We start from the raw sequence: 23,704 nt of genomic DNA on the forward strand, positions 1-23,704 counted from the left end.
TAGCCTTCTTTACTATCTTGCTTGTACACTCGTAAGTAGTAAAAATGGTTTTACGCGTATAAGGATTGTGACAATGGATGAAGCTACGCAGGCGCAGCCAGGTATGCGCATTGAAAATCGCTATCGCATTGTGCGCAAAATAGCTCAGGGTGGCATGGCTACTGTGTATCAAGCAGAAGATGAACGCCTTGATAGACCTGTAGCAATTAAAATCATGCACACTCAACTTGCTCAAGGTGTGCATCGCCAGCAATTTATTGCTAGATTCCGCAGAGAAGCAACTTCTGCTGCAGCAATTGCAAATCCACATATTGTACAAGTTTATGATACAGGCGAATATGACGGGCTTGATTATCTTGTAATGGAATATGTTCATGGCGTTAATTTGCGTTATGAAATGAATATGCAAGGCACATTTAGTGTGCGAGATACGCTGCGTTTACTTGCAGAAACTTTGGATGGTCTCGCTTCTGCACACAACGCTGGAGTTGTGCATAGAGATATTAAGCCGGAAAATATTTTAATTAACGATCGAGGTCATGTTCAGATTACTGATTTCGGCTTAGCTAGAGCAATTTCGCAAGCAACATTATCTTCTACAGGATTGCTTCTTGGCACAGCAGCTTATCTTGCTCCTGAACTTATTGAGCATAATCTTGCAACTCCTCAAGGTGATTTGTATTCAGCAGGCATGATGGCTTGGGAAATGCTTGCAGGAAGAGTGCCTTTTACTGCAGATAATCCTGTTACGCTTGTTTTTAAGCATGTGCATGAAAACACTCCTTCAATTGCTACAGCTTGCCCTGGAATTAGCGAAAAAGTTGCACAATTCATAGCAAACTTAACTGCTCGCGACATGAACGAACGGCCTAAAGATGCAAGCGATGCATTAGCAAAATTACGCGCACTTTCTACACAATTAAAACCTGAAGATTGGCAATACAAAGCAGAAGAACCACAAGAGTTTTCAGAAGAAACAGACTTTTCTCCTATCAACAATTTGCGTGTTGCACCTGACGCAAATTATTCGGACAAATTGAATCCTAATAATAATTCAGATGCTACGCAAGCAATAAATGCTTCAGGCTCTGACTTTTCTGATAATTCCAACTCTTTATTGCAAAATGCTGCAGACGAAACTGTTGCAATACCTAGAGATAATTCTGTAAGTGAACTCGATTCACGCACGAATAATGATTTAAATAATTCTGAAGTCAATAATGTAGCAATAGACAATTCACTAGCGAAATCCGACAGTGCTTTCGATGCGAATAATATTCAAAAAACACAAGCTATGCAATGGCATGCTACTAATGCAGAAGATGTGTCATACAATTCGCAAGATAATCCTTTAGAAGAATTTGACGATAGCAATATGCCAACAATTGCTATTAGCTCTCGCAATTTTAACAACAACTTAAATGCAGCAAAACCGTTTGGCATGTCAAATAAGACAAAAAACTTAGCAAACAAGCCTAATCGCTCTTCTAAAAAGCGTGTTTTCCTTATTGCAGGTTTAAGCACAGCTGGAGTATTAGCAATTGCTGCTATTGGTGGTTTTTGGTATTTCTTAGGTCCTGGCAGTTATTGGACGCTGCCTAAGCCTGACGATCTTCAATGCAAAAATTATGCATCTTGCAAAATAACTGATGTAAATTGGCAACAATATGAGCACACGCTTAAAATTGCTGGAATTCCTTACAAAGTTTCAAAAGATTATAGTGACGATGTGCCAGAAGGAAAAGTAGTTTCAACAAATCCTGATGTCGTCGGCAGCCATATCCAAAAGCACAATAATAGCACTCTTAATGTTGTGATTTCGCGTGGAATTCGTAAGGCTACAATCCCGGATGATATTACAGATCCAAAAACTTACAATGGCAAAAATCCTTTGAAAACATTGCGTAAAGCAGGCTTTACTAACATTGTTCACGATAAGTCAGGAGACACGTATTCTATAGATATACCATCTGGCAGCTTAATTGATATTAACCCTAAACCTGGCACACGCATGAACCATAACGAAGAAGTAAGTGTTTTACTCTCTAAGGGACCTAAGCCTGTGCAAATGCCAGATATTGTTGGGAAAACAAAGAGTGAAGCTGATTCAGCTTTAACTGACGCTAAGCTGGATGTAAAGTACGAAGAAGAAAATAGCGATACTGTAGCAAAGGGTAAGATTATCCGCGCTTCCGTTGAAGCTGGTTCTGACTTACATTGGGGCGATAGTGTTAATGTTGTTGTTTCAAAAGGTCCAAAAACTGTTACATTGCCAAACGTTTGCGGAAAGAGCAGTGATGAAGCTAGAAGGATTATTGAAAATCTAGGTCTGAAAGTTCGTATTTCTGCTCCACTTGGTGATTTAATGCACGTAGTGCGCTTCCAATCCCCTGGAGCTGGAAGTGAAGTGCCATTGAAGGATTCTAATGGAAATCCTTCTGTTATTACTCTTACAGTAATATAAGCGTGTTTTAAGCATTATAAAAGCGGCGGAATCTAAATAACTTTCGCCGCTTAAATATTTGAATATAAATAAAATTTAAATATCTAATAACGCTAACCTAATAGCATTAGAATCAGCATTATATTATTTATTTTCGTTACTTTCTTCACATTTTTGGCGCATACGTTCTTTTACGGTTTGAGCATATTCATCAACGTATTCTTGACCACTCATTTGCTGAATAGACTTAGTCACTTTATCTGTAATTTCGCGTAAACGCTCGTGAGTAATCTCGCTTTCGTTGCGAACACGCTCTACTTGAATAGGCTCGCCATAAATCGCCTTAGTCTTGCCTTTTGCTGGAATAACTTGACCATGCACTTGTAATTCTCTAGTTCCAATAATTGCAACAGGTATAATCGGGCAACCTGTTTCAAGAGCAAGACGTGCAGCACCAGTATGACCACGATATAAACGACCATCTGGGCTTCTTGTGCCTTCAATATGAATGCCAAAAAGCTGACCTTTTTCTAATATTTCACGAGCATGATTCAAAGCGCCAAGCGATTTTGCGCCTCCAGAACGATCTACAGGGAAAACGCCCACAGAAGTAAACCACCACTTCTTGAAACGACCCTTTAAACCTTTGCCTTCAAAATATTCTGCTTTACCCATAAAGTGAATCATACGAGGACAAGTCAATGGCAGCAGCGCGTCATCAATAACAGCAAGATGATTTGCAGCAATAATAGCTCCACCTTTTTTAGGAACATTTTTAACACCTTGCGCTGATGGATGAATCCTCATGCGGGCAATACCCCCAAGTCCCTTCACGAAGAACCAGTACAACATACCATATCCTTTCTTGCAAGTCCAATTTCGAACATTTTAAGCATAGAATCAGGAAGACTTGCTACAGTATAGTTCATGACTTCTTCTAAGAATACCAACGACCCTCGCCGTGACGACGAGTTAATGTCAGAATCGTTAAAGAATAATCAAAAACAAAACAACGGAGATTTTGATGACGAATGGTCATCTTTTGTTGCAGAACATTCTGACGACATGAACGATATTGCTAATTCACGTAGCGCAAAAAGTTTTGAAAAGCACGCTCAGAAAGAAGAAAAAAAGAAAGAGCGCAACACTATAGCAAGCGACAATAATTCTAAAAATCAAAAAAGTGTAATAAAAAATAAATTTAACTTAAAAAATCTAAGTAGCCATAAATCTTATATTATTCCTACTAGAATGCAAGATTCTCACACAATCATAACTGCTAAGGGTCCTCGTGATAATACTCGCACAAGTTGGCTTGATTTAGATAATACTATGGAAGCATATGGCGATGATTTTGTGCCTCCAAATCCACAATTTTATAACGTATCTTTAGTTAATGTAGTTTTGTGGATTCTATTTGTTATAGGTGTATTCGGTGTTATTGTAAGTGCTTTTATTCCTGCTATAGCGAACGTTGCTGGCATTATATGCGGCTTATTAATGCTACTTAGTGGAGCAGGATTACTTATGAATCGCAAAAAACCTGATCCTTATAAGGAAGATTACAGCGATTATGGAGATGGCGCTCGAGTATAGCTAGTAATCAATCGAATATAATAAAGGCGGCATGATTTTGATCACACCGCCTTTTATTTATTTACTTTAGCAAGCTTTCAAGTTACTCAGCTTCATTTTCAGCTTCGTTTTGACCATGGCAAAGCTTGTACTTACGACCAGAACCGCATGGGCACTCGTCATTCTTATTTGTTCCTGGGAACGTACGTCCATCAGACCATGGAGTCTTCCATTCTTCATTCTTTGGTCGCATGCTCAATGGAACATCTCCCTCAGCATGGCTCAAAGGTGCAGGACCGACAATACCAGCAGCTTGATCTTCAGCATCTACCTCAGATGAAGCTTGTGCAACATCTTCATCAAGCTCATCGTCAGAAGAAATATCTTCAGTAGAAGCAATCTGATTGATATCAATATGGAATAGAAGCTGAATGCTTTCTTCCTTAATTGCCTCAATCATTGAATTGTACATCTGGTAGCCTTCACGCTGGTATTCAACAAGAGGATCACGCTGACCCATACCACGCAGACCAATACCATCCTTCAAATAATCCATCTCATAAAGATGTTCACGCCACTTGCGATCGAGAACAGAAAGAACAACGCGACGTTCAATTTGACGAAGTGGATCAGCACCAAGACCATCTTCTACAATAGAGTAAACTTTTACTACACTGTCGACAATCAAATCGTGCAAAGCAGTAACAGCTTTTTCGCCCTTAAGCTTAACGATTGTTTCACGTACTTGATCCCAATCAAGAACTACAGGCATTACAGAGTTAAGAGCATCTTTTAAGCCATCCAAATCCCAATTCTTTGGCTTATCAGAACCTTTCATCGCTCCGCGCACATAGCTTTCTACGGTGTCACTGATGAACTTCAAGATGTCCTCGTGAATATCTTCACCCTTAAGAACCATCTGACGCTCTGCATAAATCACAGTACGCTGCTTATTCATAACATCGTCATACTTCAAAACGTTCTTACGCATTTCAAAGTTACGAGCTTCAACAGTCTTCTGTGCCGTGCGCACACCGTTAGAAACGTACTTAGACTCAATCGGTTCGCCTTCTGGCAATCCCTTAGCCATAACACGAGCAACAAGCTGAGTGTTGAACAGGCGCATCAAATCATCTTCCAAGCTTAAGTAGAAGCGGGATTCGCCAGGATCACCCTGACGACCAGAACGACCTCGAAGCTGGTTATCAATACGGCGAGACTCGTGACGCTCAGTACCAAGCACATACAAGCCACCAAGATTCTTAACTTCTTCGTGCTCGTCCTTAACTTGCTCTTTAACTTCAGCTAAAACGCCTGGCCAACGCTTCTCATACTCTTCAGGAGTATCGTCTGGAGAATATCCTTCAGCCTTCAACTTAGCGTCTGCAAGGAACTCAACATTGCCGCCAAGCATAATATCAGTACCACGACCTGCCATATTAGTAGCAACAGTTACAGCACCCTTACGACCTGCAACAGCAACAACAGCAGCTTCCTTAGCATTCTGCTTAGCATTCAAAACCTGGTGAGGAATGCGAGCAACGTCAAGAAGTGAAGAAAGAATCTCAGAAGATTCAACAGAAGCTGTACCAAGCAACACAGGCTGACCCTTTGCATGACGCTCAGCAACATCGCGCACAATAGCAGTAAGCTTTTCTTTCTTTGTACGGAAGATCAAATCGTCCTTATCTTTACGAATTACTGGACGGTTGGAAGGAATTGGAAGAACACCAAGCTTGTAAGTTCCCATGAACTCTGCAGCTTCAGTCTCAGCAGTACCAGTCATACCAGCAAGCTTGTCGTACATGCGGAAGTAGTTTTGCAAAGTAATAGTAGCAAAAGTCTGATTTTCTGCCTTGACTTCCACGTTTTCCTTAGCTTCAATTGCTTGATGCAAGCCCTCGCTATAACGACGACCTGGAAGAACACGACCAGTATGCTCATCGACAATCAAAACTTCGCCGTTTGTGACAACATAGTCACGATCTAGAAGGAAAAGCTCCTTAGCTTTCAAAGCGTTATTCAAATAACCAATAAGAGCTGTATTGCTTGGCTCATAAAGGTTATCGATGCCCAAGTAATCCTCAATTTTTGCAATGCCAGGATCAAGAATACCTGCGGTTTTCTTCTTTTCATCAATCTCGTAATCAACATCGCGAGTAAGCTTCAAAACAAGCTTTGCAAATTCACGATACCAATGAGTTACATCACCTTCAGCAGGACCTGAAATAATAAGTGGCGTACGAGCTTCATCGATAAGAATGGAATCGACCTCATCGACAATTGCATAGTGATGACCGCGCTGCACAAGTTCGCTCTTTTCCCACGCCATGTTATCGCGCAAGTAATCGAAGCCAAACTCATTATTTGTACCGTAAGTAATATCAGCATTGTATTGCTTACGACGCTCTGGCGGCTGCTGGTCTGTAATAATGCATCCAACACTCATGCCAAGGAATCTATAAATACGACCCATAAGCTCGCTCTGGTAGCTAGCAAGGTAATCGTTGACTGTAACAACGTGCACACCTTTGCCTTCCAAAGCATTCAGATAGCTTGGCAAAGTAGCAACCAACGTTTTACCTTCACCAGTTTTCATTTCTGCAATATTGCCCCAATGCAATGCAGCGCCACCCATAAGCTGCACATCGAAATGACGCTGGCCAAGCGTACGCTTTGAAACCTCTCGCACAGTAGCGAAGGCTTCAGGCATCAAATCATCAAGCTTTGCACCATTGTCTAAACGCTGCTTGAATTTAGCAGTTTGACCCTTCAATTCTTCATCGGAAAGCGCGGAAATTTCATCTTCCAACGCATTCACAGCCTTTGCTACGTTCTCAAGGCGCTTCAATTGACGGCCTTCACCCATACGCAAGGCTTTATCGACGATATCTACCACGTTTTGCTCCCTTAGGTCATGTCTATGACGACGGCCTAGCCAACATAGACGTAAACTGTGCCTATATTACGCGACGGCTACGATTTTTATAAGTTAGCGAGTCTGATTATTACATAAAAATGCCCGCCCAACATTGTGCTAGACGGGCACGCGCACTTATTCGCGCATTTTAGACGTGTTTTTTAACCATTACTTTTGCTTAGCAACATTTTCAGGTGTATCAATTTCAAACACGCCATAGCTCCAACCATGTCTGCGATATACTACAGATGGTCTCATAGTTTCTTTGTTTACAAACAGGAAGAAATCATGTCCAATAAGCTCCATCTCATACAAAGCCTCATCTATGCTCATAGGCTCTGCAATATGTAGCTTACGACGAATCACAATAGGAGTGTCGCCAACACTTACTTCCACAGATTCACCAGGACCTAAATCGGAAGCAACAGCGGCATCTGCGCTATTAACCTCATTTTCTTCTGGCTCTTCAACAGTAGTCTCAATCTCAGGCTCTACAGGACCCATATCTACAGGAGTCATTTCCGTATATCCACGACGATGATCCTTACGACGATCGCGAGTACGACGCAAACGAAGCGTCAACTTATCAAGTGCCATATCTAATGCGCTAAATTGATCAGTGCTAGAAGCTTCTGCGCGAATCACTGTGCTTCCTGCAACAACAGTAATTTCAACTCGCTTTGCTGTGTCAGCCTGCCTTGGATTGCCTTCATGAGTCAGCACGATTTGCACGCGCTGCGCATCAGGCGCAATGGCGGTCACACGATTCATCTTACTTTCTACAACGTCACGGAACCTTTGATTAATCTGCGTATGACGACCAGTAATGACGATTTCCATGCGAAACCTCCCCATATAGACTCGAACCTTAAGTTCGATTTGTACAACCCGACTGCCACGATGCCGTCGGTTCTTCTATTATATCTGCTAAATCCATACAAACCTAGCAATTTATTAAATTAAAATAAAAAAATTAACGTTTATTACGGAATTTCTTATAAAATAATGAATTTTTTACGATATTAATATTATCTGCTACAATTAGGAAGGTTGAGGTTTCACGATGGCCGCGGTCACAATGTTCATTCGGAGTGGCTGAGGAACTTCCGGGCTCCACAGAGCACAATGGCGGATAACGTCCGCCCAGGGCGACCTGAGAGATAGCGCAACAGAGAATAGACCGCCTGAACGTTTCGTTCGGGTAAGGGTGAAACGGCGGTGTAAGAGACCACCGGGCTTCTGGTAACAGTAAGCCGCATGGCAAGCCTCATTGGGAGCAAGGTCAAGCAGAAGACGCTTTAGAGCTGCTCGCTCAAGTCTTCGGGTAGACTGCTAGAGTTTGGCGGTAACGTCAAATCGAGATGGATGGCCATCCGCATGCACTTGTGCATGCGACAAAACCCGGGGTATGTGAAACCTCATCAACTCAACCAAATAGCATATTTTCAACTTATATCGCTGATTTTTGGAGCGAAAGAAAAATCAGAAAATACTGCTAAGCACTTATTAAACGACGAATCTAAATCAATTTTTACGTTTGAATTATCAACTATCCCGCATGTTTGCATACCAGCTTGCTGAGCTGAACATAAAGCTGCAGCAGAATCTTCAAAAACTACACATTCAGCTGGATCTACTTTAAGTTGATTAGCAATATCGGTATAAGTTTTAGGACTATGCTTACCTTTTTCAGATAAATCTTCTCCAAAATGAAGAAAATCAAAACAATCAAAAATACCAACTCTTTTTAAAGCTGGAATACACAAGCGTTTAGAAAGAGTTGTAACAAGAAAAAGCTTTACACCATTAGAATGCAAATAATGCACATATTCATACGCGCCTTTTCTTAGTGGAAGATGATTAGCATAAGCGTCAAAAGCCATATCTGACCACTCCTTCATCAAATCTTCAGGAGAATCAGTGAACCCGTAATTTTTAATAACATATTCCGCAATTTGTCTAGGATTCATTGTTGCAGTTGTACTAGCAAAGATTGAGGGAACGCTCATACCACGTTTCGCAAAACTTACTCGATCAATATCGTCCCAAACGCTTAAAGAATCAAGTAACGTGCCGTCAAAATCAAAAATCGCTGCAACAATAGACGAATTATTTTGTAAATCCATCAATGATCTTCCTACTTGCACTCAATAGTTCACGAGCATGTTCTAATGAAGTTTTTGATTCACTTCCATCAAGCATCCTAGCAATCTCTTGCTCACGCAACAAATCATTAAGCTCAATAACAGAAGTATTTGCAACTTTAGCAAAAGAGCTATTCTCGCTATTATCGCCATTTTCAACAAGATTTTTTTGTACTGCAAATTGTGCATCTGCAAAAGAAGCAACCTGAGCTAAATGAGTAACAACAATAACTTGAGCATGTTTAGAAAGTTGAGCCAAACGTTTACCTAGCTCTACTGCCGCAACACCACCAACACCAGAATCTACTTCGTCGAAAATAAATGTCATATTATCTTCGTCGCAATCTGTCAACTTCGCAACAACAAGCTCAATTGCAAGCATAAGCCTACTTAATTCACCGCCAGAAGCACTTTTGCTCATAGGCAAATCTGAAGAAGCAGGAAATGGTCGGAACAAAAACTCTACATCATCACATCCGTTAGCATCAAGCGAAATAGAACCAGATAAATCTTCGCAACGCTTATTTACACTGATAATTAATTGAGCACCTGGCATAGCCAAAGAGTTTAATTCTTCACTAACTAAAGTACCAAAATCATGAGCTGCATTTAAACGAGTTTTATATAACTCTTCAGCAAGTTTAAGAGCATCATCATATCGTTGAGCACATTTAGCACGCGCTTTGGCAATAGCTTCAGGAGAATCATCTAAATCTTCAAGTTCAAACTGAGCTTTTTCGGACCAGTCTAAAACGTCGTCAAGTGTAGGACCCCAGCGGCGAGTAAGTTCAGTAAGATCATGAATACGAGAATTTAAATCATCTAAATCTTTTTCACTTACATCGATATCCAACTGTTGAGCAAGCTGCATTACGATATCGTCAAGCTGAGCATGAATATCGTCAAGTTGATTTGCAATAGAATTGAAAGAATCATCTACACGAATATTTCGTAATGCTTGAGAAGCTTTATCTACAAGAAAACAAGCATCTTCAGATGATTCTGAAGCACCATAATCTATTTGACTGGAATCAAGGGATGCGAGCGCAATGCTCACTGCTTTGACAATTTGAGCAGAATTCTCAATTCTTTCTCTTTTTGCACGCAATTCCTTATCTTCATTAGGGAGAGGATTCACATCTCGTATTCGCGCTAATGATTCTCTAAGGTAATCTGCACGTTGGCGTGAAGAAGACGCTTGATTTTCTAGTCGATTACATGTTTCTTTAGCATCTTTCCACGCTTGATACGCACATGTGTATTGCTTAAGTAATTCACTATTTTTAGATACAGTATCAAGCAATTCGCGTTGTTTTGAATTTGTTGCTATGCGTAATTGGTCACTTTGTCCATGAATCACTATCAATCGAGAGCATACTTGTTCAAGAACTGTTTTTGGTACTGCGAAACCAGAAATTGTTGCTCTTGAACGACCTTCTTGTGGTACTGTTCGAGAAACATACATATCTGATTTATTTTCGTCATTTTCTGAAGGCTCTAATTCAATACCGGATTTGCCAACAGCATCTACTAATTCACTTGTTTTAGGAATACTAAATATGCCTTGAACCCATGCTTCTTTAGCATTTGGAGAAATCCTTGCAACTTCTGCTTTCGATCCAGAAATAAGCTTGATAGCACTTAAAAGCATTGACTTTCCAGCACCTGTTTCGCCCGTAATAGCTGTCATGTGAGACGAAGGAGTAATAAGCGCATGTGAAATTGGCCCAAGATTACGTATTTCTAACTCTTCAAGCACGCTGTACCTCGTTTTATAAATGCTATATTTAATATTATTTTCTACTTAAATAATTCATTTTAAAGAATTATTATTGTGCTCACGCCATCCAACTATTGGCAAATCAAATTTTGTAACTAAACGCTTCGTAAAAGGAGCGCCAGAAAGTCTAGCTAATAATAGCTCATCTTTTGATTGACGAACTTGAATCCTTGATCCTTGAGGGAGCGCACGCTGTCTTCTACCGTCGCAACAAATCCAACCGCCAGAAGACGATTCATTAAGAATGTCAATAGTAAAAGTAGAACCAGCACCAATAATTAGAGGACGCGCAAAAAGAGCATGAGCAGCTAATGGCACTAATTGCAATGCTTCTACATTTGGCCACATAATTGATCCACCTGCTGAAAATGCGTAAGCTGTAGAACCAGTAGGAGTTGAAACTATTACACCATCGCAACCAAAAGATGACATTTCAACATCGTCTACTCGTATTGAAAGTTCTACCATTCGACCTCTATCTTCGCGATCAAGAGTTATATCGTTCAACGCCCAATCACTTAAAGGCTCACTTTCGCCAGGAAGCCACACATCTACATGAGCTTCCATTCTCCTGTCAATAGTGTAATCCTTGTTTGCAATCCTACGAATAGCATCATTAATTTGAAAACTTTCAAATTCTGCCAAAAAACCAACATGACCAAGATTTATGCCGATAATTGGAACAGTAGTACAATGCACTAACTCAGCAGCCTGAAGCATGGTGCCATCTCCCCCAAGCACCACAACTATTTCCGTATTTTCGTCAACTATACGAGTAGTTTTTTTAGCAAAATCAGACACAGAAGCACTGTTGAATACGTCAACAACGAATCCAGCTTTAATAAGTTGAGTCTTGACTTGATTTACCACATCACTATGAACATCGATCCTAGCGTGAGTAACTACAAGAGCACGACGAGCCGACGAAGCGGAATTAGTATCGAAATGTTCCTGCATATACAGCCCCTTCGTACTGTTTAAACACAACTACTACTATTGTAATTGTTAGGATACATATTGAAAAATGCTAAACATTCAATGATTAATTTATTTCTCGTAACGTGCATAAAGAAGGTACTCCGTATTGCCATGCGTTCCTTCAATAGGAGATTCGCAAGAGGAGATAACCTTTAGACCGTTTTGGTTTGCACAACTTTTTATTGTTTCTAAAGCTTTAATTCTTAAAGTTTCGTCAGTTACTATTCCACCTTTTCCAAGGTTTCCTTTTCCTACTTCAAATTGCGGCTTAACTAAAAGCACAATATCTGCATGCAATTGAGCTATTCTAGAAATTACTGGAATAACAAGCGTTAGAGAAATAAAAGAAACGTCCGAAACTATAAGATTTGGCTTATATGGCAAGTTCTCTTCGTACACATCTCGAATATTTACGCCACTCATTTCAATTACATGTGAATTGTTAGCTATTTTTGGATGCAATTGACCATGACCAACATCTAAAGCTATTACAGAATTAACACCTCTTTGCAAAAGAACGTCGCAAAAACCGCCTGTTGATGCACCTATATCTAGAGCTTTAGTTGATTTGGAAGTAGTTAAACCATTTTTAGAAAACGCTTCGAAAGCACCTTCTAACTTAAGTGCTCCACGAGAAACGTATCTAATACAAGATTGCGTATTTTTTGATTCGTCGATTGTTATTGTATGTGAATCGTTTACTAAAAATGAGGATTTCGTAATATTTCGATTGTCAACATTCACTACGCCAGCACGAATTAAACGCTGAGCAGTTGTCCTACTTTCTGCTAAACCACGATTAACCAAAGCGCAATCTAAGCGTTGTGAAATATTGCTATTTGAAAGTTTACTTAAATCCTCATTCACAGTCATAAGGAAAACTCCGGAAGAGTATAATTTTCCATATTTTCACCGCAATCTTGCAAGCTCCATGCCAGCGCGCAAGCAGCTCTTAAAGCATTGCAATCGTTAGTGTTATTAACTTCAATAATATTATTATTCACAACTCTTGCTATAGCATCTTCACAAGTAAAAGTACTACCGTTAACTCGTTCAGGAGCGTTATGAGATTCGTTTAATCCTCGCAAGTCTTTAGAAACAAAACTTGGACGCAAATGTTTTGGCGCAAGCATAAGCATGCGAGGATCTGTAACTCCAGTAAGAACAAGTAATGAAGCATAGCCTCCTCTTGTTCCAGCCTCAATATCAGTATCTAAACGATCTCCAACTGCTAATGAATGCTCAATACTAATTACAGGATTCCCATACTCGTCTTTTTCAGTGTATTCTTCACATTCAGAATCATCATGCTTAGCATTAGCAGCAACCAAAAACCTTGCTTCATCATACATTGCAGATTCTGGTTTTCCAGCAGACGAAATAGGCTCTACACCCGTAGCATTAATAACAGCTTGAATCATGGAACCGCATCCAGGAGCAATACCATGCTCTCTTGGAATAGTTAAGTCGCGGTTAGTAACGAAATATTTTGCACCATGCTCAACAGCGAAAGAAACTTCCGCCATTTCTTGCCATGTCATTTGAGGATACCAGCCTTGAATAACAGCTTTAGGATTATCTTCGCACGAATCTACGAGTTGTAATCCTACGCGTTGCACTTCTTGACGCAAATGTTCAGCGCCGAGAACAAGAACTTTAGATCCTTTCTCAACATTGCGAGCTACCATTCTTGCTGCAACAACAGAAGACGTTATAATCTGCCATGGTTCTACTTTTAAGCCAAAACTTTCCAGTTGTTTTGCAACAACAGATTGGAAACGCGAAGAATTATTAGTTGTGTATTCAATTGCCATTCCATTTTTTTGCGCAAACAAAATGGAATCAGACGCATATTCAACAGCATTTCCACCACGATATACAACACCATCTAAATCAAGCAGTGCTAAACGAAATGCATCGCTTAACGGACGATTACATGAAGAAAAATTCTTTTTCGTTTCAACTTGCATACTATACCTCATTTAAGTTTGCTAATCACTGCACTTAATTTAGATTCAAATTTTATTAAGCCTATTTTATAAATATCAACTCTTAAAGCAGCAAGTGCCCGGCTTACTTAAAAGCAGCCGGGCGCAAATATCCAAATGTTACGAACTACTCTTCGTCAGAGTGAACAGCACTCATCTCGATAGTATCCGTATTATCCACATTCTCAGAGTTACTTGTTTCTTCTGACTCTTCTAAATCTTCAGAATCTTCAGAATCTTCAGTTGCATCAGATTCTTCATCAGTATCTTCATCAGGAGCAAATTGAGCATCATCTTCACTCATGCCAATTTCATCCATCATGTCATCATTCAAATGCTCTAAATCATAGTCGATAACAATATCATCAGGATTTATATCTTCGTCATCAACATCAGCATACTGTTGCTCAAGCTTATCAAGCAAAGACTCTAATTCAATTGCTTCGTCACTACGACCGGCTTCTTCCAAGAAGTATTGTTCTGCTTGAACTGCACGCATACGATACTCCCCAGGAAGACCCTTTGAACGACCCATTGCATGAACCAATTCAATAGCCTTATCAGCATGACCAGTATCAGCCAAAACACCTGCATAAACGAGGAACATTTCGGCTTTTACTTCTCCTCTTAAGGTTTTTGCTTCATCTGACATGCAAATTTCTAAAGCCTTATCTAGATTTCCCATACCGCGCTCGCAATCGGCAATAAATGGCAAATAATCGAGGTAACCATTCATTCGCATTGCAGTGCGGAATTCCTTAGAAGCAAGCTTGTAATCGCCCTGACGATAGGCCACAAAAGCTAAAGTTTCGCGAGCAAAATCAATACGAGATGCTTGCTTAGCAGCCCACTTTGCATGTTCTAATGCAAGTTCAGGATTTTCTTCTTGCAAAGTATAGGCCGCAAGAATATGAAGACCAATATTTTCAGCATGCTCCTTTGAAAGACCGCGCAAACGCTCGCGATCTTCTTTAGAAAGCATTGCCCATTCCAAACCTTTTGGCATCTTAGGCTCACCAGGGCGACGTGCTGTATAAGGATTTTGAGATGGATAAGAAACAGTTCCGTCAGAATTGCGGCGTGGACCATCTTCAAAACGGAAGTTACTACGCGAATTTGTGCGACGATCGTCTCTGCGGTCATCTCTGCGATTGTCACGACGATCAAAACGACGCTCATTATCTCTGCGCTCATCGCGACGATCGTCTCTGCGGTCATCACGGAAGCCACCCTTAGAGCCTTTATGGAAATCTTTATGGAAATCGCCATTGCGATGGTTCTCACGACGATTATCCCTGCGATCGTCACGATGGTTAAAACGATGCTCACCATCAAACTTCTTGTAGCGTGGGTTGCCACCTTCTTCACCAGAATGTTCAAAATCTCTAGAGCGACGGTCATCACGACGATCATCTACACGATCAAAATGACGGTTACGATCAAAGCGACGATCATTATCGCGATTCTCTGAGCGGAATCCGTCCTTCTTAAAACCATTCTTCTTAAAACCACCGCGACGGTCATCTTTACGATCGTCATGACGGTTAAAACGACGATCACCATCACGCTTTACGCCAGAGTGGAAGCTCTCTTCACGGTCATCATCATTACGGCGGAAACCACCCTTCTTAAAACCGCCTTTATGGAAACCATCTTTATGGAAACCGCCGCGACGCTCGCTACTTTTACCACCATTGCGATGACCAAATCCGCCACGTTCACCAAAAGATTTCTTACCACTCCGCGAGTGTTCGCGTTCTTCGCCCATTCTGGCATACCTCTCATCTATGTGCAATTTTATTACAAAATCACATTTTAATTATATTCATAAAACAACTAAACATCTGCTGTAAGCAAGCTATAGCATACATCAAGCAGCAAGCTTACAACAGATGTATTTTTTAATAAATCACAAACATTTATTAAGCGCGCTCTACGGCACCGATAGCTTTCTTGCCGCGGCGAAGCAAAGCGAAACGACCGTGCAAGAAAGAGCCCTCACTTAACACATCGTCGACACCACTTACACGTTCATTATTCAGATACAAACCGCCTGCTTCAATAGCGCGACGAGCTTCGGAAACAGTGCGGAACAGACCTGCGGCAACTGCAGCCTCAACAACACGATCTGCAACTTTAGCCTTAGCGAAATCTAAACTACCGTCTTCAGCCTTAACCTTAACGCCATCTAAAGCAGCTTCAAGAGTCTGCTCATCAATATTGCAAAGATCACCACGTCCAAACAAAGCGGAAGAAGCTTCAATAGCCTGGTTCGTTAAATCTTCACCGTGAACGAAACTTGTAACTTCCCACGCAAGTACGCGCTGAGCTTCACGACTTCCAGGATCATCCTGAATTTGCTGAGCTAAACGCTCAATTTCATCTTTTGGCAAGAAAGTGAACACCTTAAGCAACTTAACAACTTCATCATCAGGCTGATTGAACCAGAACTGGTAGAAGCGATAAGGGCTAAGCATAGAAGGATCAAGCCACATGGCGTTACCTTCTGACTTGCCAAACTTACGACCTTGATTATCTGTAATAATTGGGCTAGTAAACACGTTTACTGATGCGCCGCGAACCTTACGAATCAAATCCATGCCGGAAGTGAGATTACCCCACTGATCCGAACCGCCAAGTTGCAAAGTTACGTTGTAATTATCAAACAAGTACAAAAAGTCGTTGCCTTGCAAAACTTGATAACTAAACTCAGCAAAAGAAATACCTTCGTCAGAATTTAAGCGGCGAGCCACAATATCCTTAGAAAGCATTGTGCCAACACGGAAATTCTTACCAACATCACGCAAGAAGTCGATAGCAGACATCTTAGAAACCCAGTCGTAATTGCTGACAAAACGAACAGGATTTTCACCATCAAGAGGCAAAATTCGACCAATCTGCTTACGCAAGCGTTCAGCCCAGCCAGCCACAATATCCTTAGAATTAAGAGTGCGTTCTCCGCTTTGACGAGGATCACCAATCAAACCAGTGGCACCACCAACTAAAGCAATAGGATGATGACCTGCAGCCTGCAAGTGACGCATATTAATAAGCTGCACAAGATTACCAATATGCAATGAAGCAGCAGTAGGATCGTAACCGCAATAATACGTTAATGGTTCTCCGTCAAGCGCTTGAGCAAGTTGCTGCTCATCAGTAGATTGTGAAATTAATCCACGCCACTTAAGCTCTTCAAACAAAGAAGCAAAACCTGCTTCCTTGTAGTTCCTGACCTGAGCCATTCGTATCTCCTTAATACAGAATACCGATAAATATCGGGCGCTTTGCGCGTCCACAAGCCTTTCAATTTTTGCAGCACATGACGACACGCATAATAAAAAGTGCCAAATATCATAAAGTACGATACTTGGCACTATAGCGTAACAGCTAATAATCTAATTTTTAAAATTATTTTATAGGCGAGATATAAGCAGAACCATCGCTTTTTGAATTTGCAAATTTATAATAATTATCCATTGCGTTTTCAGCCTCTAAAATTTGCTCTTTAACTCGAACAAAGGCTGTACCGCCACGACCGCATCTGGCAGACACAGATCCAGCACTAGTCAATATTGTTCTAATATCCGCAATTTCTGCGCTATCAACAAAACCGCTTATAATATTTGAAAAATCATCATCGCTTAAATCAGCAAGATCTCCCCCAATTTCCTCAGCTCGCTTTACACACAAACCAGACAAAGTATGAGCATTACGGAATGGAACACCCTTTTTTACAAGCCATTCTGCAATGTCTGTAGCAAGAGCGAAACCAGTAGAAGACTGTTCATAAAGTCTATTTAGATCAAATTTCATAGTTTCTACCATTCCAGCAAAAGCTGGAAGAAGCACTTCTAAAGTGTCAATTTGATCAAAAACAGCTTCTTTATCTTCTTGCAAATCGCGAGCATAAGCAGTAGGAAGACCTTTAAGAGTTGCCATTAAACCAGTTAAATCGCCTATTAATCTACCAGCTTTACCGCGAGCAAGTTCCGCAATATCTGGATTCTTTTTTTGAGGCATAATCGATGAACCAGTTGAATAAGCATCATCTAAACGAACAAATGCAAATTCTTGAGTATTCCAAATAATAATTTCTTCACTTAATCGTGATATATCAACGCCAACCATTGCTGCGATGAATGAAAATTCTGCGACTAAGTCTCTACTTGCAGTTGCGTCTATAGAATTAGCGCAAACTTTAGAAAAACCAAGCTCTTTAGCTACTTCTTCTGGATTAAGACCAAGAGTATTGCCTGCCAAAGCTCCTGCCCCATAAGGGCTTTCATCTGCACGCAAATCCCAATCTATGAAGCGATTTACATCTCGTAAAAGCGGCCAAACATGTGCCATTAACTGATGCGCAAGCAAAATTGGTTGAGCGTGTTGCATGTGAGTGCGACCCGGCATCACTGCGTCTTTTGCATTTTTTGATTGATTCAGCAACGCTTGGCAAACTGACAACAATAATGATGCAATAACGCGCGCATGCCTACGCAAAAACATACGTATTAAAGCTGCAATTTGATCATTCCTAGATCGACCTGCACGAAGCTTTCCACCAAGATCATTTCCAGCAATTTCAAGTAAACCGCGCTCTAATGCTGTAGCTTCATCTTCATCTTCCTCAATGGGTGCGAAAGTTCCGTCATCTACACGCTTTTGCAATTCATCTAATGCACAAGATAAATCAGCATACTCTTTTTCGTTAAGAAGACCTGCACGATGCAACGCATGCGCATGAGCTCTAGAACCAGCAATATCATCATCCGCTAATCTCCAATCAAATTGTGTGGACTTGCTTAGTTTCGCTAGCTCTGCTGAAGGGCCTGAACTAAATCGTCCACCCCACAATGCAATAGGGTGATTAGTATTATTAGTTTCATTATTTTCTAGTTCTGCGGCTGCTGCTTTTGTTGCATCGTGCATAGTTTATTACCTTTATATCTTTTTTATATATATCGTATTAGTTGTTGTTTGCAACGCGCATATCTCTTGCTGCTGCAACCTTGCTAGACAATCCGTAGATTTCAATGAATCCATTGGAAGCACGCTGATCAAATGTATCCGAAGAATCATACGTAGCTAAATTAAAGTCATACAATGATTCCTCAGAACGGCGTCCAGTAACTACAGCTTTGCCAGCATACATAGTCATTCGAATTTCTCCAGAAACATGCTCTTGAGTTTCATTAATAAATGCGTTAAGAGAACGCACAACTGGAGAGAACCACTGACCGTCATAGACAAATTCAGCCCACTTTTTATCAAGAGCACGCTTTAACCTGTGCTGTTCACGCTCCAGGCAGCAATTTTCAAGCTCTTGGTGTGCAACAATTAAAGCTTGAGCACCTGGAACTTCGTACAATTCACGAGATTTAATTCCTACAAGACGATCTTCAATAATATCGATTCGTCCAATTCCTTGCGCTCCAGCTCTTGCATTCATTTCTTCAATTGCTTGCAAAGGCGTTACACTATGACCGTCAATTGCGACTGGAACACCTTTTTCAAAAGTAATTGTAACTTCATCCGGTTCTTGAGATTCAAGAGGATTTTGCGTATAAGAATAGCACTCTTCAGTCGGAGCATTCCATGGATCTTCTAGGAAACCGGTTTCAATTGCACGACCCCACACGTTTTGGTCAATCGAATATGGGCTTTTCTTGCTCTGTTCAATTGGAAGCTTGTGCTCGTTAGCGAACTCTATTTCAACATCACGAGTAAGTGACAAGTCTCGAATTGGGCTAATAGCTTTTAATTCTGGATCCAAAGATTGGATTGCAACTTCAAAACGAACCTGATCGTTTCCTTTGCCAGTGCAACCATGAGCAATTGTATCTGCATCAAATTGATGAGCTGCATTAACTAAGTGGCGAGTAATCAAAGGCCTAGAAAGAGCAGAAACCAATGGATACACGTCTTCATACATTGCGTTAGCTTTTAATGCAAGCATGCAATAATTATCTGCGAATTCTTCGCGAGCATCGACAACATATGCTTCAACTGCACCACAAGCCAAAGCACGATTTTTAATTACTTCAAGCGCTTCACCGCCTTGACCAACATTTAGCGACACAGCTACAACGTCTTGACCTGTTTGCTCTTTAAGGTATGGAATTGCTACCGAAGTATCGAGGCCACCTGAATACGCCAAGACAATACGTTTTTTATTAGTCATTGTGACCTCCCAGGTCATATATTGAATAAATAAACAATAAAGAGCATATTATACATATAAAATAAAATCAACAGACGCGCCAAAAAATTATTATATTTTTATAATCTTCGGAGAATTATTACAAAATACAAAAAATATATCGATTATAGTTATGCATATAAAAACGCGTGCAGCTCAACAATGCACTGCACGCGTATAAATCTTCTCTTCTACTGCAAAATTATTTTTTAATACAACTCTTATTTAAATAAACACAATACTTCTTAATAGATTATTTAACGAGAAGCTACTGAAAGCATCCAATTTGCTCGATTTTCAGCTTCTTCATTTGAAACGCAAACCATAATAACTGTATCATCTCCAGCAACTGATCCTAAAATACCTTTCAAAGGTTGACGATCTATAACACTTGCAACGTATTGTGCAGCGCCTGATGGAGTGTGAATAACAACAATATTATTTGCATGTCCAACTTCAGTGACAAGACCTGCTAAAGTGCGAGCAACTTGCTGATCAATTCGCACAGTATCCATAGCATGACGATTGCCAGTACCATCGCCCAGTACATACGCAATCCTGCCATCCGTCAATCGAATTTTAACGGCATTTAACTCATCTAAATCTCGGCTCAAAGTAGCTTGAGTAACATTAAAACCATGACGCGCCAACACTTTAGCGAGTTGAGACTGGGAAGTAATCACTTCTGCCAGTAACGCTTGTTCAATAGCGTTTAAACGCGCTGCTTTTGTTGCAGGACGTTGCTGCTTTATTGACACTTCGTTATTTGATTCTGCATCCGTTTCTGGATTCATCATAGTTTTATCAAAACCTTTCATAAACATATTTTCAATTAAATATATACGAATATGTGTATACATATCTACATGCATAAAAAAATTATTTATGTGTTCTTCCTCACACATATCTATTATGCATAAAAACGCTATATTTTATTTAAAAAAATAGATGTTACTTTACATAAAAAGAAAAAGAGTCAATAATACAATAAATGCGATTATGCATACTATTATTAGAACGTATGCACAATCGCATTAACTAAAATATATTATATTTTACACTCGCAAAGTTGCGTGCAAGACTTCAGCAGCATCCGTAATCTTCTTACGAACTTCTTCCATCTCTTCGCCAGAAAGTGTTCTATCATTTGCTCGGAACGTTACGGAATAAGCAAGAGAACGTAAGCCTTCTCCAAGCTGCTCACCCTCATACACGTCGAACAACTCAACAGATTCAAGCAAATCTCCAGCAGACTTTTCAATAGCAGACTGCAATTCATTCGCTTTCAACTCAATTGGTGCAGTGAAAGCAAAATCTTGCTTTACAGGAGGGAAAGTCGAAATTGGTTTAGCTTGAACAGGCTTCATAAGCATATTCTTAAACAATTCAGTTAAATCAAGCTCGAATGCTGCAGAATGCTTAGGTAAATCTAATGCTTCGCAAACATGCGGATGTAACTCGCCAACAACACCGAGATTGACGCTTGAACCATCTTCAGCAAGAACACAAACTTGAGCACTACGACCAGGATGCCAAGAAGATGGAGCATCTTGAGCTTTAAACTGTTCGAGAATGAACTTAACACCAATTCTCTTACCAACTCGCTGGAGTGCTTCAACAGCATCGCTCCAATCAACATCTCTATGAGTACCAAGCCAACCAGTTTCTTCAGCATGACCAGTTAGCAAAGCAGCAACATGCAAAGGTTGTTCCGGTAATCCAGCATCCAACGCAGCAAGCTCAGCATTAGAAGGTCTAACAGAACCAGGTAATGCAGGAATTGCAGGAGCATTTGGATCGCTAAAGTACACATGACCAAGCTCATACATGGAAATATCTGTTAAACCACGATGAAGATTGCGTCGAACAGTACCAGCCAAAGTCATCAAAACAGAACGACGAAGCCAAGGCCTGTCTCCAGCTAAAGGATTGGCAATACGAACACTTACTTCAGCAACTTCGTCCACATTTTGACGGAAAGCTTTAATATCTTCCTCACCAACAAATGGATAGCTTAAAGATTCAACAAAACCAGTTTCCGCTAACTCATAAGCAATAGCTCGTCTAGTTTGCTGTTGCGCAGTTAAGCCAGTTCGACCAGTAACAGGAACAGCAGGAACCTTAACAGGAATCTCATCGTATCCAATAAGTCGAGCAATTTCTTCTACTAGATCGCAAGGCTCATTCAAATCAGGACGCCAAGTTGGAGGAAGAACGGAGAAGGATCCATTGCCACCACCAGCAACAGAGCAACCGATATCGGTAAGAATATCGCTAATGCGATTCAAATCAACATCCAAACCGGCAACTCGCTGCACTTCATTAGCTTTGAACACAATCACATTTCGCGACTGAGTATTATTGACATCACACGGCGATGTAGATGGCTTAGCTCCACCAAACTGTTCCAAAAGATTTGCAGCCATTTGTGCAGCTGCTGGCTGCAATTGAGTATCAACGCCACGCTCAAAACGACGAGAAGCCTCAGAAGGAATCTTATGACGACGAGCAGTGCGAGCAATTGAAACGGGATCAAAGTGAGCTGCCTCAATCAAAATATTTTTCGTTTCACTCGTAACTTCGCCATACATGCCGCCCATAACACCTGCTAAGCCAAGCACGCGTGAACCATGGTTTCCACGAGGAGAATCGCAAATAACTAAATCCTCAACATGCAATTCATGATCTTTGCCATCCAAAGTCGTAAGATGTTCGCCCTCATGTGCACGACGAACTACAATTGGACCTTCAATTTTGTCTAAATCATAAGCATGAAGAGGTTGACCCAAATCAAGCATGACATAATTAGTGATATCAACAGCAAGAGAGATACTGCGCATACCTGCACGCGTTAAACGACGCTGCATCCAACGTGGGCTTGCACAAGTGGAGTCAAAACCGTGTACAGCACGCGTATAATATCGATCACAACCAGGTACACCATGAATTGGATTAGTGTCTTCAATACTCACGTCAATATCTGAAGTCTTGTGACCTTCATCATTAATTTGCGATACCTGCTCATTCAACTTTGAAACAGGATCCGTATAAACAGCACCAGTTGAATGATGATATTCGCGAGCAACACCACGATAAGAGAAAGCATATCCACGATCAGGCGTTATGTTAATCTCCAAAATCGGCTTATTAAGATGAAGTAATTCCATAGCATCATCGCCAGGCTTTAATGCCTCGTATTCTGCTTTAGAGAATCCATATTCGCGAAGCAAAATAATGCCGTCGTGACTATCTCCTAAACCAAGCTCACGCTCAGATGCGCACATTCCGTTAGAAATGTGGCCGTAAGTTTTGCGAGGCTCAATCTTAAAATCTCCAGGCAGAACAGCACCAGGAAGAGTAACAACTACCTTTTCACCAGCAGCCATATTAGGAGCGCCACAAATAATGCCACGAGGAACTTTTTTACCGTTTTCGTCAACATCGTTGTATTTATCTCCGACATCAACATGGCACCAATTAATAGTTTTGCCATTTTTCTGCGGTTCAGGAGTTGCATCAACTACGTAACCGACAACAATTGGACCGGTAACTTGAGAAGTGTGAATCTCTTCTTCCTCTAAACCAACACGAACTAAATCTTTAGCAAGCTGTTCGTATGTTAAACCTTCTGGCACTTCAACATGATCTTTGAGCCAGTCAATATCTACCATTGGCATGAG

At 40.7% G+C, this 23,704-nt stretch carries 16 protein-coding genes and 1 other RNA gene; 3 read left to right on the top strand and 14 right to left on the bottom strand.

Going from position 1 to position 23,704, the window contains the following annotated elements:
* The first annotated feature begins 73 nt into the window (after positions 1–73).
* A complete protein-coding gene (locus AC1EKT_RS02230; RefSeq protein WP_481615969.1) occupies positions 74–2,464 on the top strand; it encodes a Stk1 family PASTA domain-containing Ser/Thr kinase in 2,391 nt (796 codons plus the stop codon).
* A gap of 123 nt (positions 2,465–2,587) precedes the next feature.
* Here AC1EKT_RS02230 and AC1EKT_RS02235 read toward each other — a convergent pair whose 3' ends face one another.
* Positions 2,588–3,295, bottom strand: a complete 708-nt coding sequence (locus tag AC1EKT_RS02235; RefSeq protein WP_421789952.1) for a lysophospholipid acyltransferase family protein — start codon at positions 3,293–3,295, stop codon at positions 2,588–2,590.
* Positions 3,296–3,370: 75 nt separating this feature from the next.
* Here AC1EKT_RS02235 and AC1EKT_RS02240 point away from each other — a divergent pair, with 75 nt between their 5' ends.
* Entirely contained in the window at positions 3,371–4,039 is a 669-nt protein-coding gene (locus AC1EKT_RS02240) for a hypothetical protein (RefSeq protein WP_415683882.1), read from the top strand.
* An 82-nt stretch (positions 4,040–4,121) separates the two neighbouring features.
* On the opposite strand, the gene secA is transcribed toward AC1EKT_RS02240, so the two are convergent.
* Together secA and hpf are read right to left on the bottom strand one after the other, a co-directional pair.
* A complete protein-coding gene (gene secA, locus AC1EKT_RS02245) occupies positions 4,122–6,917 on the bottom strand; it encodes a preprotein translocase subunit SecA (protein WP_415686894.1) in 2,796 nt (931 codons plus the stop codon).
* Positions 6,918–7,106: 189 nt separating this feature from the next.
* Positions 7,107–7,778 (bottom strand): ribosome hibernation-promoting factor, HPF/YfiA family, encoded by a 672-nt coding sequence (gene hpf, locus AC1EKT_RS02250; protein ID WP_415687401.1) that lies wholly within the window; start codon positions 7,776–7,778, stop codon positions 7,107–7,109.
* Between the two features lie 211 nt (positions 7,779–7,989).
* Between hpf and rnpB the strand changes: the two genes are divergently transcribed.
* Positions 7,990–8,363, top strand: an RNA gene (gene rnpB / locus AC1EKT_RS02255) — RNase P RNA component class A.
* Positions 8,364–8,383: 20 nt separating this feature from the next.
* Here rnpB and AC1EKT_RS02260 read toward each other — a convergent pair.
* The 11 genes from AC1EKT_RS02260 to pheT all read right to left on the bottom strand — a co-directional run bounded on the left by AC1EKT_RS02260 (position 8,384) and on the right by pheT (position 23,701).
* Entirely contained in the window at positions 8,384–9,064 is a 681-nt protein-coding gene (locus tag AC1EKT_RS02260; RefSeq protein WP_421784358.1) for an HAD family hydrolase, read from the bottom strand.
* Positions 9,048–10,841 (bottom strand): DNA repair protein RecN, encoded by a 1,794-nt coding sequence (recN, locus tag AC1EKT_RS02265; RefSeq protein WP_421784359.1) that lies wholly within the window; start codon positions 10,839–10,841, stop codon positions 9,048–9,050. The genes AC1EKT_RS02260 and recN overlap by 17 nt, the downstream gene beginning before the upstream one ends.
* A 54-nt stretch (positions 10,842–10,895) precedes the next feature.
* On the bottom strand, positions 10,896–11,819 hold the full coding sequence (locus tag AC1EKT_RS02270; RefSeq protein ID WP_419399301.1) for an NAD kinase: 924 nt from the start codon (positions 11,817–11,819) through the stop codon (positions 10,896–10,898).
* A 90-nt stretch (positions 11,820–11,909) separates the two neighbouring features.
* Positions 11,910–12,713: a TlyA family RNA methyltransferase gene (locus tag AC1EKT_RS02275; protein ID WP_415687307.1), complete on the bottom strand. Its 804-nt coding sequence runs from the start codon at positions 12,711–12,713 to the stop codon at positions 11,910–11,912.
* The gene (locus tag AC1EKT_RS02280) at positions 12,710–13,810 is read right to left on the bottom strand and encodes an HAD-IIA family hydrolase (protein ID WP_012914105.1); all 1,101 of its coding nucleotides are present in this window, start codon (positions 13,808–13,810) and stop codon (positions 12,710–12,712) included. Before AC1EKT_RS02280 ends, AC1EKT_RS02275 begins: the two co-directional genes overlap by 4 nt.
* Positions 13,811–13,955: 145 nt before the next feature.
* The gene (locus tag AC1EKT_RS02285) at positions 13,956–15,596 is read right to left on the bottom strand and encodes a tetratricopeptide repeat protein (RefSeq protein ID WP_481615970.1); all 1,641 of its coding nucleotides are present in this window, start codon (positions 15,594–15,596) and stop codon (positions 13,956–13,958) included.
* Between the two features lie 154 nt (positions 15,597–15,750).
* Entirely contained in the window at positions 15,751–17,070 is a 1,320-nt protein-coding gene (gene tyrS, locus AC1EKT_RS02290; RefSeq protein ID WP_004119411.1) for a tyrosine--tRNA ligase, read from the bottom strand.
* Between the two features lie 166 nt (positions 17,071–17,236).
* A complete protein-coding gene (gene argH, locus AC1EKT_RS02295; RefSeq protein WP_415687312.1) occupies positions 17,237–18,754 on the bottom strand; it encodes an argininosuccinate lyase in 1,518 nt (505 codons plus the stop codon).
* A gap of 37 nt (positions 18,755–18,791) precedes the next feature.
* Positions 18,792–20,006, bottom strand: a complete 1,215-nt coding sequence (locus tag AC1EKT_RS02300) for an argininosuccinate synthase (RefSeq protein ID WP_076002803.1) — start codon at positions 20,004–20,006, stop codon at positions 18,792–18,794.
* Between the two features lie 275 nt (positions 20,007–20,281).
* Positions 20,282–20,821: an arginine repressor gene (locus AC1EKT_RS02305; protein WP_032842537.1), complete on the bottom strand. Its 540-nt coding sequence runs from the start codon at positions 20,819–20,821 to the stop codon at positions 20,282–20,284.
* A 258-nt stretch (positions 20,822–21,079) separates the two neighbouring features.
* Positions 21,080–23,701: a phenylalanine--tRNA ligase subunit beta gene (gene pheT / locus AC1EKT_RS02310; RefSeq protein WP_481615971.1), complete on the bottom strand. Its 2,622-nt coding sequence runs from the start codon at positions 23,699–23,701 to the stop codon at positions 21,080–21,082.
* Positions 23,702–23,704: the final 3 nt, after the last annotated feature.

The sequence above is a fragment of the Bifidobacterium sp. C0047B3 genome (assembly GCF_056590535.1).

Coding starts and splice junctions, on each gene's coding strand:
- hpf (WP_415687401.1), bottom strand. CDS start 7,778: ATGGAAATCGTCATTACTGGTCGTCATACGCAGATTAATCAAAGGTTC.
- AC1EKT_RS02235 (WP_421789952.1), bottom strand. CDS start 3,295: ATGTTGTACTGGTTCTTCGTGAAGGGACTTGGGGGTATTGCCCGCATG.
- AC1EKT_RS02260 (WP_421784358.1), bottom strand. CDS start 9,064: ATGGATTTACAAAATAATTCGTCTATTGTTGCAGCGATTTTTGATTTT.
- AC1EKT_RS02280 (WP_012914105.1), bottom strand. CDS start 13,810: ATGCAAGTTGAAACGAAAAAGAATTTTTCTTCATGTAATCGTCCGTTA.
- tyrS (WP_004119411.1), bottom strand. CDS start 17,070: ATGGCTCAGGTCAGGAACTACAAGGAAGCAGGTTTTGCTTCTTTGTTT.
- AC1EKT_RS02230 (WP_481615969.1), top strand. CDS start 74: ATGGATGAAGCTACGCAGGCGCAGCCAGGTATGCGCATTGAAAATCGC.
- pheT (WP_481615971.1), bottom strand. CDS start 23,701: ATGCCAATGGTAGATATTGACTGGCTCAAAGATCATGTTGAAGTGCCA.
- AC1EKT_RS02285 (WP_481615970.1), bottom strand. CDS start 15,596: ATGGGCGAAGAACGCGAACACTCGCGGAGTGGTAAGAAATCTTTTGGT.
- AC1EKT_RS02275 (WP_415687307.1), bottom strand. CDS start 12,713: ATGACTGTGAATGAGGATTTAAGTAAACTTTCAAATAGCAATATTTCA.
- argH (WP_415687312.1), bottom strand. CDS start 18,754: ATGCACGATGCAACAAAAGCAGCAGCCGCAGAACTAGAAAATAATGAA.
- AC1EKT_RS02300 (WP_076002803.1), bottom strand. CDS start 20,006: ATGACTAATAAAAAACGTATTGTCTTGGCGTATTCAGGTGGCCTCGAT.
- AC1EKT_RS02270 (WP_419399301.1), bottom strand. CDS start 11,819: ATGCAGGAACATTTCGATACTAATTCCGCTTCGTCGGCTCGTCGTGCT.
- AC1EKT_RS02240 (WP_415683882.1), top strand. CDS start 3,371: ATGACTTCTTCTAAGAATACCAACGACCCTCGCCGTGACGACGAGTTA.
- AC1EKT_RS02305 (WP_032842537.1), bottom strand. CDS start 20,821: ATGATGAATCCAGAAACGGATGCAGAATCAAATAACGAAGTGTCAATA.